8 protein-coding genes are annotated in these 13062 nt (G+C 74.2%); all 8 read left to right on the top strand.

Going from position 1 to position 13062, the window contains the following annotated elements; genetic code table 11:
- Positions 1-214 precede the first annotated feature (214 nt).
- The 8 genes from ACZ4W5_RS22825 to ACZ4W5_RS22790 all read left to right on the top strand — a co-directional run bounded on the left by ACZ4W5_RS22825 (position 215) and on the right by ACZ4W5_RS22790 (position 13054).
- Positions 215-1138, top strand: a complete 924-nt coding sequence (locus ACZ4W5_RS22825) for a carbohydrate kinase family protein (protein WP_465656522.1) — start codon at positions 215-217, stop codon at positions 1136-1138.
- A 53-nt stretch (positions 1139-1191) separates the two neighbouring features.
- Positions 1192-3336, top strand: a complete 2145-nt coding sequence (locus tag ACZ4W5_RS22820; RefSeq protein ID WP_465656521.1) for an HAD-IIB family hydrolase — start codon at positions 1192-1194, stop codon at positions 3334-3336.
- Positions 3337-3622: 286 nt separating this feature from the next.
- Positions 3623-4786 (top strand): alpha-hydroxy-acid oxidizing protein, encoded by a 1164-nt coding sequence (locus tag ACZ4W5_RS22815; RefSeq protein WP_465656520.1) that lies wholly within the window; start codon positions 3623-3625, stop codon positions 4784-4786.
- A gap of 568 nt (positions 4787-5354) precedes the next feature.
- The gene (locus ACZ4W5_RS22810; RefSeq protein ID WP_402483884.1) at positions 5355-6617 is read left to right on the top strand and encodes a phenylacetate--CoA ligase family protein; all 1263 of its coding nucleotides are present in this window, start codon (positions 5355-5357) and stop codon (positions 6615-6617) included.
- Positions 6614-8026, top strand: a complete 1413-nt coding sequence (locus ACZ4W5_RS22805; RefSeq protein WP_465656519.1) for an MFS transporter — start codon at positions 6614-6616, stop codon at positions 8024-8026. The genes ACZ4W5_RS22810 and ACZ4W5_RS22805 overlap by 4 nt, the downstream gene beginning before the upstream one ends.
- Positions 8023-9168: a GNAT family N-acetyltransferase gene (locus ACZ4W5_RS22800; RefSeq protein WP_360240105.1), complete on the top strand. Its 1146-nt coding sequence runs from the start codon at positions 8023-8025 to the stop codon at positions 9166-9168. Before ACZ4W5_RS22805 ends, ACZ4W5_RS22800 begins: the two co-directional genes overlap by 4 nt.
- A 71-nt stretch (positions 9169-9239) precedes the next feature.
- Complete coding sequence (locus ACZ4W5_RS22795; RefSeq protein ID WP_360240150.1) at positions 9240-10406, top strand: LuxE/PaaK family acyltransferase; 1167 nt, start codon at positions 9240-9242, stop codon at positions 10404-10406.
- Positions 10403-13054 (top strand): acyl-CoA reductase, encoded by a 2652-nt coding sequence (locus ACZ4W5_RS22790; protein ID WP_465656518.1) that lies wholly within the window; start codon positions 10403-10405, stop codon positions 13052-13054. Before ACZ4W5_RS22795 ends, ACZ4W5_RS22790 begins: the two co-directional genes overlap by 4 nt.
- Positions 13055-13062: the final 8 nt, after the last annotated feature.

Genomic DNA, 13062 nt, shown 5'->3' with positions numbered 1-13062 from the left:
GGCGAAGTGACCGGCACGCTTGTCCGGACACTCTTCCCCTCACCCTCACACTCCAACCTAAACAGATGGCTGCGCGGGGCGGGGGGGGGTTGCCGCCCCCCCCCCCCCCCCCCCCCCCTTCCCGCGACCCGCGCCGTATGCTCGCCGGATGGAGACGAACGGGTCCTTACCTCCGTACGAAGTCCTGGTTGCGGGGCCGTACTTCACCGATCTGGTGTTCCACGGCCTGGACCGGCCGGTGCGGCCGGGCACGGAGGTGTTCGCGGACGGCTTCGGCCTGGTGCCGGGCGGCGCGTACACCCCGGCGATGGCACTGCACCGGCTCGGCCGGCGGGTGGTGTGGAGCGCGGACTTCGGCACGGACCCGTTCAGCGCCCACGTCCTGGCCTGCGCCCGGCGGGAGGGGCTGGACGGGGCCGCGTTCCGCCGGCACCCGTTCCCGGTGCGCAGCCTGACCGTCGCCCTGGCCACCGAGGACGACCGTGCGATGGTCAGCTTCCAGGACCGGGTCGACCCGGCTCCGCTCGCCCCGCTGCTGCGGCGGTTCCGTCCGAGGGTCCTGTTGCTGCCCCAACTGCGCTGGGACGAGGGGACGGTGGCGGCGTGCCGGGCCGCGCGGGAGCTGGGCACGCTGGTGGTGATGGACTGCCACGACACGCCCGCGAGCCTCGACGACCCGGCCGTCCGCACCGTCCTCGCCCTGGTCGACGTCCTCACCCCGAACGACGGTGAAGCCCTGCGCCTCACCGGTGCCGCCGGCCTGGACGAGGCGGTCGACCTCCTCGGCCGCCTGGTGCCCACCGTGGTGGTCACCCGGGGCGCGCAGGGTGCCACCGCCGTCCGGGCGGGCGAGCGCCACGACGTCCCGGCCGCCCGGACCGCCACCGGGGCCGCCGCCGTCGACCCGACGGCGGCGGGCGACTGCTTCAACGCGGGCCTGGTGCACGGGCTCCTCGGCGGCTGGAACCTGCCCGACTGCCTCGCCGCCGCATCGCTGTGCGGGGCCGCGGCGACCACCGGCCCCGGCTCCGGCTCGGCCCTGCGCGCCGAGGAGCTCGACCGGCTCCTCGACCGCCGCCGCGACCGACCGGCCCGACCGGCGCACGCGGCCGCTCGCTCCGCCGAACTCCGCTCGTAGCAGCATGAGATGAACACTTCACCACCCGGCGTGATCGTGTTAGCGTCCGTCGGATGTCGAGGATTCTGGTCACCGATCTGGACGGCACCCTGCTCGGCGGCGCCCCGGACGACCGGCGTCGATTACGGGACGCCCTGGCCCGCCACCCCGAGGTGGTCACGGTCTTCGCCACCGGACGCGGCCTGGCCTCGATCCGCGAGGTGCTCCACGACCCGCTCGTCCCGCACCCCCGGTGGATCATCGCCGACGTCGGCGCCACCGTCCTGGACGGCACCGACCTCACCCCCGTCGACCCCGTCCAGGAACAGCTGCGGGCCGGCTGGCCGGGCCCGGACCGGATCCGCGCCGCGCTGCTCCGCTTTCCCGCACTCGCCTACCAGCACGGCGTCCACCAGGACGGGCGGTGCTCCTACCACCTCCCCCCGGACGGGCTCACCGCGGAACTGATCGCGGCCGTCGAGGCCCTCGGCTGCACCTGGGAGTACTCGGCGGACCGCTACTTCGACGTCCTGCCGCCCAACGCCTCCAAGGGCAACGCCCTGCGGGCCCTGGCCGCGAAGCTGGGCTGGGAGTCCGACGGGATCCTGGTCGCCGGCGACTCCCTCAACGACCTCTCGCTGTTCCGCGCCGGCACCCACGCGGTGGTCGTCGACGGGGCCGAACCCGCCCTGCTCACCGCGCTCGCCGGGAACCCGCTGGTCCAGCGCCCGGGCCGGCCCGGTGCGGCGGGCATCCACGCGGCGCTCCGCACGCTCGGGTGGACCTCCCGCACCGCCGACCACGAGTCCGACGCCTCGGCCGAGGCCGAGCCCGGTGCCGAAACACCCGTCGGCCGGCACTCCCTGGTGGTCGCCTACCACCGCCCGCCGCTGCACTGGAACGGCGAGAGCTGGCAGCCGCCCAGCAGCCCCAACGGCATCCTGCCCACCCTGAGCAGCGCCTTCGCCGACGACCTGCCCGGCGTCTGGGTCGCCGCCCGCACCGGCCGTGACCGGCAGGCGCCGCTCCCGCCCCCGGCCTCCGCCCCGCCCCTGGCCGCCGTGCCCGTCGACCCGGCCACCTGGAGCGGCTACTTCCACCGCGCCTGCAAGGAGACGCTCTGGCCGGTCCTGATGTCCGAACCGGACCGGGCCGTCTTCGACGAACGCTCCTGGGCCGACTACCGCACCGTCAACGCCCGCTTCGCCCGGCACATCAGCGCCCAGGCCGCCCCCGGCGCCACCGTCTGGCTGCACGACTACAACCTCTGGCTCGTCCCGGGACTGCTCCGCCGGTCCCGCCCCGACCTGAGAACGGGGCTCTTCCACCACACCCCGTTCCCGGCCCCGGAGACCTTCGCCGGCCTCCCCGTCGCCGCCGAACTGCGCTCCTCGCTCGCCTGCCTCGACTGGGCCGGCTTCCACACCGAGGCCTTCGCCGACCGGTTCCGCCGGACCCTCGCCGGCTTCCCTGACCCGCCGCACACCACCGTCCACCCCCTGGGCATCGACCGGCCGGCCGTCGAGCGGCTCGCCCGCCTGCGCGCCCCGCACCACCGCCCGGGCACCCAGCGCGTGGTGCTCTCCGTCGAACGCCTCGACTACGCCAAGGCCCCGGTCCAGAAGGTCGACGCCGTCGACCGCCTGCTCGCCCGCCGCCCCGACCTGCGCGGCCGGCTCGCCTTCCGCCTCGTCTGCCCGCCGCCCGAGCCCGGGATCACCGCGTACGAGAGCACCCGCCGGCGCCTGGAGCGACGCATCGCCGAGACCAACTCCCGCTGGCGGAGCGGGGCCTGGCAACCGGTCGACTACCTGCCGCGGCGCCTGTCCACCACCGAGGTGATCGACCAGTACCTCAGCGCGGACGTCCTCTGGATCACCTCCCTCCAGGACGGCATGAACCTCACCGCCAAGGAGTTCGTCGCCGCCCGCGCCGCGCTCCCCGAGCACCCCGAGCATCGGGCCGACCCGGGGGTCCTCGTGCTGTCCCGCCACACCGGCGCCGCGGCCGAACTCGGCGACGCCGCCCTGCTCACCGATCCGCACTCCCCCGAGGACCTCACCGCCGTGCTCGCCCACGCCCTCGACCTCGCCCCGGCCGAGCGCCGCGCCCGGATGGCCCGGCTCTCCACCCTCCTCGGGAACAGCCGTCCCGCCGACTGGGCCCACGAGATCCTGCGCGCCATCCGGAGCGGCGCCCACCGGAGCCCGGCCGTGTGACGCGCCGTGAACCCCGGCCCGGGAGCTGCCGGGCCGGGGGTCACGGCTGGAAGCAGATCCCGCCGTCCCGCCCGGCCGCTCCGGTCGCTCCGGCCGCTCCGGCCGCTCCGGCCAGGACGACGTACGCCCGCCGCCACCACTCGCCCCACGGACGGTACGGCCGGGGTACCTTCGCGACACGGATCGCGGGGCGTGATCGAGTGCCAGCAGCGCTACGAGCGCCGACCCGGCGACCCGGCCACCCGGCGACCGCCGTCCCGACACCGACAGGAAGGCCCCGCGAACCATGGCGCAGCATTTCGGTGACTACCAGAACGAGATCTACCTCAACGGGCTCGGCGGTGTGCTGCCGACGATGCCGATGTCCTTCGCGGAGTTGGAGGCGCGGGCGCAGGCCGCGTGGCCGCCGTCGGTGCTCTCGTACGTCGCGGGCGGGGCCGGGGACGAGTCCACCCAGCGGGCGAACGTCGCCGCCTTCGGGCGGTGGGGGCTCTACCCGCGGATGATGGTCGGCGCGAAGGAGCGGGACCTGTCCGTGGACCTGTTCGGGCTGCGGTTGCCCTCGCCCCTGTTCATGGCGCCGGTCGGGGTGATCGGCCTGTGCGCGCAGGACGGCCACGGGGATCTCGCCACCGCCCGGGCGGCCGCCCGGACCGGCGTGCCGATGGTCGCCTCCACCCTCACCGTCGACCCGCTGGAGCAGGTCGCGGCCGAATTCGGCGACACCCCGGGCTTCCTCCAGCTCTACACCCCCACCGACCGCGACCTCGCCGCCAGCCTGGTCCACCGTGCCGAGGCCGCCGGGTTCAAGGGCATCGTCGTCACCCTGGACACCTGGGTCACCGGCTGGCGCCCGCGCGACCTGGCCGCCTCCAACTTCCCCCAGCTGCGCGGCCACTGCCTCGCGAACTACACCTCGGACCCGGTCTTCCGTGCCCGCCTCGCCAAGGCCCCGGAGGAGGATCCGGGCGCGGCCGTCCTGGAGTGGATCCGGATCTTCGGCAACCCGCTGATCTGGGACGACCTGCCCTGGCTGCGCTCGCTCACCGACCTGCCGATCATCCTCAAGGGCCTCTGCCACCCGGAGGACGTCCGCCGGGCCAGGGACGGCGGGGTCGACGGCATCTACTGTTCCAACCACGGCGGCCGGCAGGCCAACGGCGGCCTGCCCGCACTCGACGCCCTGCCCGGGGTCGTGGCGGCCGCCGACGGCCTGCCCGTCCTGTTCGACTCCGGGGTGCGCACCGGCACCGACGTGATCAAGGCGCTCGCCCTCGGCGCCACGGCCGTCGGCATCGGCCGCCCGTACGCCTACGGGCTGGCGCTGGAGGGCACCGACGGCATCGTCCACGTCCTGCGCTCCCTGCTCGCCGAGGCCGACCTGCTCATGGCCGTCGACGGCTACCCCGCACTGGCCGACCTGACCCCGGAGGCACTGGTACGGCTCTGACACAGGTAGCCGTCCTCCTCCCAAGTGACGGATGCGGCGCGGCTCGCCGAGCGGGCCGTGGCCGAACCCCCTGGGGAGCGGCGTGGCAATTCCGACATCCGAGCCGTAATCAGACAACCCGAACATGAAATGTCATCAATTCAACTAACTGAATTGCGGATACGGCCGACGAGGGCGCGGAACACCCGCCCGGTCCGACTTCCGGGAGATCCACCTCACCCTCCGCTGGTCATGCCGCCGCAACACGGCGGCAATGAAGCCTCAGGTCGTATCCATACCATCTGACGGCGGCCCAACCAGGGTTCCGAAGGCATATCCGAGTGATAGCCTTGCTTTCTGCGAGCGGGTGACCCCACAGACCCCGATGTCGCATCAGCTGACGAACCATCCGCGCACCGCTGAACCTCAGTGCGCACGCCCGGTCCGTTTCCCGAAACCCGTTGCCCGCCGAGTCGCACCGGAATCGAATTCCACCGACCGCCGGCTCAAAGATCGCCTCCGACCCGTAGGGCGAAGTCGTGCACCCCACGACCTCGCTCCGCCCTCGCACGCCCAAAAGCAGGAATTGATGCCCGTTCAACCGATAGCGGAACTCATACGCTTCGCCCGCCACAACTCACCCTTCTACGCCGAGCTGTACGCCGGTCTGCCCGACTCGGCCACGCTGCTGACCGACCTCCCGGTCGTCCCGCAGGCCGAGTTCTGGCAGGCCAACACGCCCCGCGACAACCGGCTGCTGACCGGGCCGCTGGAGGAGGCGGTCGTCTTCAAGAGCGGTGGCACCACCGGTTCGCCGAAGTTCTCGTTCTACAGCCGGGAGGAGTGGCGGGAGTTCACCACCTCCTTCGGTGCCGGGCTGGTCGACGCCGGACTGCGACCGGGGCACCGGGTCGCCGACCTCTTCTACGCGGGTGACCTGTACGCCAGTTACACCTTCATCCTCGACTCGCTGCACCGCTCGCCCGTCGGCAACGTCCGGCTGCCGATCGGCGGGGCGGCGCCCCTGGAGTCGACCGCGCAGACCCTGGAGCAGTTCCAGGTCGAGGTGGTGGCCGGCACCCCGACCACGCTGTGCGCACTGGCCGACCACCTCCTCGCCTCCGGTCGCGAACTCCCCTCCGTGGAACTGCTGTTGTTCGGCGGCGAGGGCCTGTACCAGGACCAGCAGCCGCTGCTGCACAAGGTGTTCCCCAACGCCCGTGTCTCGTCGATCGGTTACGCCGCCGTCGATGCCGGACTGCTCGGCCGCCCGGTACCGGGGCCGGACACCCGGGTGCACCGGGCGTTCACCCCGGAGACGGTGGTGGAGATCCTCGACGACCACACCGGCGAGCCGATCGACACCGAGGGCGTACCCGGCCGGGTCGTGGTGACCGACCTGCGGCGACGGCTGATGCCCGTACTGCGCTACCCCGTCGGGGACCGCGCGGAGTGGACCGACGTCGCCACCGGGCAGTTCCGCATCCTCGGCCGGGCCCAGGAGGGCGTACGGGTCGGGCCGGTGTCGCTGTACACCCAGGACGTGCTCGACCTCGTCCGGGCCGCCGACCCGGCCGGCCGGGTGATCGGCGTGCAGCTGGTGGTGCGCCGCTGGGACGGCCGGGACGGGCTGGTCCTGCGGCTGGCCTGCGACGGGGACCCCACCGGGCTCCCCGAACTGGCCGCCGCCGTCACGACCGCCGTCCACACGGCGCGGCCGCTGTACCCGGAGGCGGTCGCCGCCGGGTACGTCCACGCGCTGTCCGTCACGTGGGTGCGTCCGCACGAACTCGCCGTCAACCCGCGGACCGGCAAGCTGATCCGCGTCCTCGACGAACGGCCGCACTCATGACGGGGGGCCGGGCTTCCCGGGCCGCCGGGACGGTCGAAGCGGTCGAGACTGCCGAGGCGGCTCAGGCGGTCGAGACGGTCGAGGCGACTGACGAGGCCGACCTGGCCGACGCCACCGCCCGCCGCCGGCCGCTCGTCCTGCGCAACCGGCGCTTCGCCGCCGTCTGGGGCGCGCAGGTCCTCACCCAGGCCGCCGGACGGATGTTCCAGGTCGGCGCGGTGTGGTGGCTGATCGGCTACGCCGCAGGCGCGGACCGGGGCCTCGCCTCGGGCGCCTTCCTCGCCGTCAGCACCCTGCCCGCGGTGGCGCTGGCCCCGCTGGTGGCCGCGCTCATCGCCCGCCGCCCGCACCGCACGGTGCTGGCCGCCTCGGCGGCCGTCGCCGGTCTGGTCGCGCTCGGCACGGCCTGCTGGACGTACACCGCGACACCGCCGATGGCGGTCATGTACGGTGCCGCGCTGCTGCTGGCGGGCTGCCAGGCGGTCTTCGACCCCTGCCTGACCACGTCCGTCCCCGAGCTGGTCCAAGACGCCGACATCGAGGCCGCGACCGGCTTCGAGCTCGCCACCCAGTCGCTGGCCGGCCTCGCCGGCGGGCTGTTGGGCCCGCTGGTGGTCGACGGCGCGGGCCTGCCCGGCATCGTCGCCGGGTGCGCCGGGGCCTACCTGCTGGCGGCCGCGCTGGTCGGCGCGACCCGCTTCCCCGCCGCCCCGCCCGCCGCCGCACCGGAAGCCCCGGGCGTGGACGGCCCGTCGCCCGCCGCCCGGCGGCCGCTGCGCCGCATCCTGGCCGAACTCCCGTTCATCCGCCGGGTGCTCCTCTGCTTCACCGCCGCGAACGTGTTCACCACGGCGGTGTTCGTGGTCATGCCGCTGTACACCCGGACGGTGCTGCACGCCGACGGCTCGACCGTCGCCGCCCTGGAGGCGGCCCTCGGCGTCGGCACCCTGGTGGGCTCCTTCACGGGCGGCCGGCTCCCGGGCTCACCGACCGCGATCGGCGCCGGCTGCCTGGGCCTGATGGCCGCCGCGCTCGGTCTGCCCGGCCTGGCCGTGGGGCAGGCGCCGGCCGTCGGGGCGATGGCGGTTGCCGGCTGGTGCGTCGGCGTGATCGGCGTACGGTTCGTGGCGCTGTTCCAGCGGCTGGTGCCGACCGAGGACCGGCCCGGTTTCTTCGCCGTCATGCAGGCGCTGCTCGGAGCGACCTTCCCGGTGTCCTCGCTGGCGTTCGGCCTGCTCGGCGACCACCTCCCGGCGCGCACCCTGTGCCTGGTCCAGGCCGTCGGCGTGCTGCCGGTCGCCGCCGCGCTGTGGTGGACCGGCCGACGCGAACCGGCCCCGGCACCGACCATCTGCCCGAGCACCGCCACCGCCACCGCCACCGCGCAGCCGAACGGGGATCCGCGATGACCGTGACGATCGCCCCGGCGGTACCGCAGGACGTCGCCCAGCTGCGGCAGCTCTACTTCGACGTCTACGGCCACGGCTACCCGGTCGCGCTCGGCAGCGACCCCGCCGAGATGCGCCGCCTGATCGACGACCCGCACACCCACTGGCTGACCGCCCGCCCCGAGGGCGCCGGCCGCCTGGCGGGTTCGGTGGCGGTGCAGACCGACCCCGGCAGCCGGATCGGCAAGCTGGTGGGCCTGGCGGTCCACCCGGAGCAGCGCGGCGGGGGCCTCGCCGCCCGGCTGACCGCCTCCGTCTGCGCGGACGCCTTCGCCGCCGGCACGCTGGACTCGGTCTACGCGACCGTCCGCGTGGTCACCCCCGGCCCCCAGCAGGTCTTCGCCCGCAACGGCTTCCAGGCCCTCGGCCTGATGCCCAACGCCGTCGAGGTGGCCGGGTGCGAGAGCCTCGCCCTGTTCGCCCGGCACGCCGACGGCGTCCTGGCCCGCCGGGAGAGCGTCGGCGCGGTGCCGCAGGCCCTGGTCCCGCTGCTGGAGGCGGCCCGGCAGAGCACCGGCGTCGACTACGGCCGCCCCCGCCCGACGGACGCCCCCGCCCCGGCCCTCGGGCGGGCCGCGCCCGTCACGGCGCCGATGGAGCTGATCACCGCACCCGGCTTCGTCCGCCGCCGCTTCCTCGAACTCTTCCCCGATCCGGGGGAGCGGTTCTTCCCGCTGCACGTCCCGAACGCCGTACTCACCCCGCCGGACGGCGCGTTCGAGGCGTACGCCGACCTGGACCGGGCCGCGGCGAGCTGCTCGCTGATCGCTGTGCACCCGTCCCCGGCGGCCGTCACCGGGGCGCTGGAGCCGCTGATGGCCGCCGTCACCCGGGCCGGCGCCGACTACGTCGAGACGCTGCTGCCGCTGGCCGACACCGCCGGGCTCGACGCCTTCCTGGCCGCCGGGTTCATCCCGAGCGCCGTCTACCCGGCGATGCGCCGGATCGGCGACCGGTTCCACGACTACGTGGTGCTCTCCCGCACCAGCCGTCAGATCGACTTCCGGGCGGCGGCCGTCAGCAGTCCGCTCCAGCCGTACCTGCTGGCCTACCTGACCGCCTGGACGTCGACCTACCTACCCATTCCCGAGGTCTCACGATGACTGACCACCTGGCCGACCACCTCACCGACCACCTCACCGGCCACTTGGCCGACCACACGGCCGACCAACCCGTGAACGCCCATCTCGCGCCGGTCGCGGTGCCCGACCCGGCCGCGCTCCCGCACGTCCAGCGGCTCTGCGACCTGGCCGCCCCGTACGCAGCCGGGCCGGAGACCGACGCCCTGTTCGCCGCCGCCATGGCCGAGTCCCACGCGTGGCACGCCGAGCGCTCGCCGTTCCTCCGCTCGCTGCTGGACGGCCCGGCGGAGACCCCGGCACCGACCGTCGGCGAGGGGATCCGCACGCCCCTGGTGCACGCCAACTTCTTCAAGCGGCACGAGGTGCTCTCCATCCCCCGGGAGGAGGTGTTCCTCCACCTCACCTCCTCCGGCACCACCGGCCAGAAGTCGCAGATGTTCTTCGACACCTGGACGATCCGCTCCGCGCAGCGGATGGTGGCCCGCATCTTCGACCACTACGGCTGGATCACCCCCGACCAGCCGGTCAACTACCTGCTGTACAGCTACGAGCCGGCCCCGCAGCTGAAACTCGGTACCTCGTTCACCGACAACTACCTCTGCGACTTCGCCCCGGCGAACCACACCACGCACGCGCTGCGGCACACCGGCAGCGGTCACGAGTTCGACGTCCACGGCTGCATCGAGGCCCTGCAACGCTACGCCGAGGAGGGCCTGCCGGTACGGATCCTGGGCTTCCCCTCCTTCCTGCACTTCACCCTGGAGCGCATGCGCGCCCTCGGCCTCCCGCCGCTGCGACTCCCGGCCGACTCCCTGGTCCTGCTCGGGGGCGGCTGGAAGGGGCACACCGACCGGCAGATCGGCAAGGAGCAGTTCTACGCCGGGGTCACGGAGCAGCTGGGCATTCCCTCGGACCGCATCCGCGACACCTTCGGCTCGGTCGAGCACTGCGTGCCGTACATCGAGTGCGGGCACCACCGGCTGCACGTCCCGGTCTGGTCGCGGGCGGCGGTGCGCGACACCCGCACCCTGGAGCCGCTGCCGTACGGCGAACGCGGCTTCCTCCACCTCGTCTCCCCGTACATCACCTCGGTGCCGGCGCAGAGCGTCGTCATGGGCGACCTCGCCTCGCTGCACCCCGGGCAGGAGTGCCCCTGCCCGCTGCCCACCCCGTGGTTCACCATCCACGGCCGCGCCGGGGTCAGCCGGAACCGCAACTGCGCGGCGGCCGCCGCCGAACTCCTGAAGGGGATGTCGTGACCACCGAACCCATGACCACCGAACCCGCGAGCACCGAACTCGTGACCACCGAGCCCGCGAGTACCGAACCCGGGACCACCGAACTCGTCGGCACCGGGCCCCACTTCTGGCAGGGCTCGTTCATCGACGACGACGAGGCCGCCCGCCGGCTCGCCGAGCTCCCGGCGCTCGCCGCCCGCGTCCTCGCCGAACCCCTGCCCACCGAACTGGTGTTGAGCGCCTGCCAACGCCTCGCCGACGCCCTCGGCACGGCGGGCAGCCCGGTCCGCACCCGCCTCCTCGCCGAACTCACCACCGGCGGTGTCGAGGCGGACGAAGCGGCCGCGACGCTCGCCGAGATCGCCGGTGCGATCGCCCGCCCGGCCCTGGAACTCAAGCTCCGGCGCGAACTCGGCGGACTGCGCCCCGAGCGGCTCACCCGGCCCGATGCCCGGGAGACCACCTTCGAGGCGTGGGCACCGGTCGGGCTGCTGGTCCACATCGCCCCCGGCAACGCCGCCGCGGTGGCCCCGCTGAGCGTGATCGAGGGCCTGCTCACCGGCAACCTCAACGTGCTCAAGACCAGCAGCAACGACACGCTGCTCCCCCAGCACCTGCTCGCCGAGCTGGCCGCCGCCGACCCGACCGGCGCCCTGGCCCGCCGGATCGTCGGGCTGCGCTTCCCCTCCGCCCGCGCCGAGTGGCTGCGCCTGCTGTGCGAGCCCGCCGACGCGGTGGCGGTGTGGGGCGGCGAGGACGCCGTCCGCTCGGTCGCCGAACTGGTCCCGCCCGGCTGCCGCCTGGTCGAGTGGGGCCATCGGATCTCCTTCGCCTACCTGACCCGTGACGCCTGGTCGGACGGGCCGACCCTGGACGCGCTCGCCGCCGACGTCTGCCGCTTCGAACAGCAGGCCTGCTCCAGCCCCCAGGTGATCTACCTCGACACCGAGGGCACCTCCGACGGTGACGCAGCCGACGACGCCACCAACGCCACCGAGGTCTTCGCCTTCGCCGAGCGCTTCGCCGCCCACCTCGCCGAGGCCTCCGCCCGGCTGCCCCGCCCCGAACTCGAACCGGCCGAGCACGCCGAGGTCACCACCACCGAGCTGATCGCCCGGCTGGAGGAACACCTCGGCCTCACCAGGGTCGTGGCCGCCGAGGACGGCTCCTGGCGCGTCCTCGCCGACACCCGCCCCGCCCTGGCCGCCTCGCCGCTCCACCGCAGCGTCTGGGTCAAGCCGCTGCCCCGCGGCTCCGTGATGACCGTGCTGCGCCCGATGCGCCGCTACCTGCAGACCGCCGCGATCGGCGGCAGCCGGGCCGACGTCGCCCGGCTGTCGCAGGCGGTGCTCGCCGCCGGCGTCCTGCGGGTCACCCCGGTCGGCGGGATGCTCGACAGCTACCACGGCGAGCCCCACGACGGCGTGTACGCGCTCCAGCGCTACAGCCGCCGGGTCAGCGTCCGCGCCGACGGGGCCTTCGCCACCACCGCCTGCCTGGACGACCTGGCGGCCCCCGCCTTCGTCCCGGCCGCGCCGGACGGCCCGCTGCTGGACAAGGCCGGGGTCCAGGAGCAGCTGCGCACCCTCGCGCCCGAGCACGCCCACCTCCACTTCCGCAGCGGCGGCAGCTCCGGCGCCCCGGCCCTGTCGGTGTTCACCAACGCCGACTACGACACCCAGATGCGGGCCTGCGCCGACGGCCTGCTCGCCGCCGGGTTCGACCCGGCCCGGGACCGCGCCGCCAACCTGTTCTACTGCGGCGGCATGTACGGCAGCTTCATCAGCTTCTTCTCGATCCTGGAGCGCCTCAACGCCACCCAGCTCCCGATCGCCGCCGGCCCCGACCACGCCGCCACCGCCGAGGCCCTGGTGACGCACCGGGCGGACACCGTGTTCGGCATGCCCTCGTACCTCTGGCAGCTGTTCCACGACCAGGGCGCCGCGCTGCGCGCGTACGGCGGGATCCGCAAGGTCTTCTACGGCGGCGAGCACTTCACGGCGGAACAACGCCGGGTGCTCACCGAGGAGTTCGGCGTGGAGGTGATCCGCTCGGCGGCGTACGGCAGCACCGACCTGGGGCCGCTCGGTTACCAGTGCACCCACTCCGAGGGCTCGGTCCACCACGTCCTGACCGACCTCCACACCCTGGAGATCCTGGCCCCGGAGGCCGACCGCCCGGCACCCGCCGGGCAGCCGGGCCGCCTGGTCTTCACCAGCCGCACCCGGGCCGGGCAGCGCCTGGAGCGGTACCAGATCGGCGACCTCGGCCGCGCCGTCGAGGGCGTCTGCCCCTGCGGCAGCCACACCCCCCGCATCGAACTCCTCGGCCGCTACGGGGACGTCGTCCGGGTCGGCACGTACTTCCTCAACGTCCGGCGCCTGATCGCGGTGGCGCAGGAGGAGTTCGGCTACCAGGGCGAACTCCAACTGCTGCTGGACCCGGGCGCGGCCCGCGAGCACGCCACCGTCCGCCTCGACGAGCGCTACGCCCCGCCCGCGGCCACCGCCCGCGCCGCGTTCCTGACCGCCGTCCCGGAACTGGGCTCGGCCGTCGCCGAGGGCCTGCTCGACGTCACGGTCGAGACCGTCGGCTCCGCCGCCTTCGAACGGACACCCACCAGCGGCAAGCTCCGGACGGTGGTCGACCGGCGGCAGCCCACACCGTGACACCGCCC

The sequence above is a fragment of the Kitasatospora sp. NPDC029367 genome (assembly GCF_055569135.1).
Note: the sequence above shows the minus strand (reverse complement) of the source record. Positions and strands in the feature narration are given on the sequence as shown.

Bases quoted from the DNA above. Each gene is read 5' to 3' on its own strand.
- ACZ4W5_RS22820 (WP_465656521.1), top strand. From the start codon at position 1,192: ATGTCGAGGATTCTGGTCACCGATCTGGACGGCACCCTGCTCGGCGGC.
- ACZ4W5_RS22805 (WP_465656519.1), top strand. From the start codon at position 6,614: ATGACGGGGGGCCGGGCTTCCCGGGCCGCCGGGACGGTCGAAGCGGTC.
- ACZ4W5_RS22815 (WP_465656520.1), top strand. From the start codon at position 3,623: ATGGCGCAGCATTTCGGTGACTACCAGAACGAGATCTACCTCAACGGG.
- ACZ4W5_RS22800 (WP_360240105.1), top strand. From the start codon at position 8,023: ATGACCGTGACGATCGCCCCGGCGGTACCGCAGGACGTCGCCCAGCTG.
- ACZ4W5_RS22810 (WP_402483884.1), top strand. From the start codon at position 5,355: ATGCCCGTTCAACCGATAGCGGAACTCATACGCTTCGCCCGCCACAAC.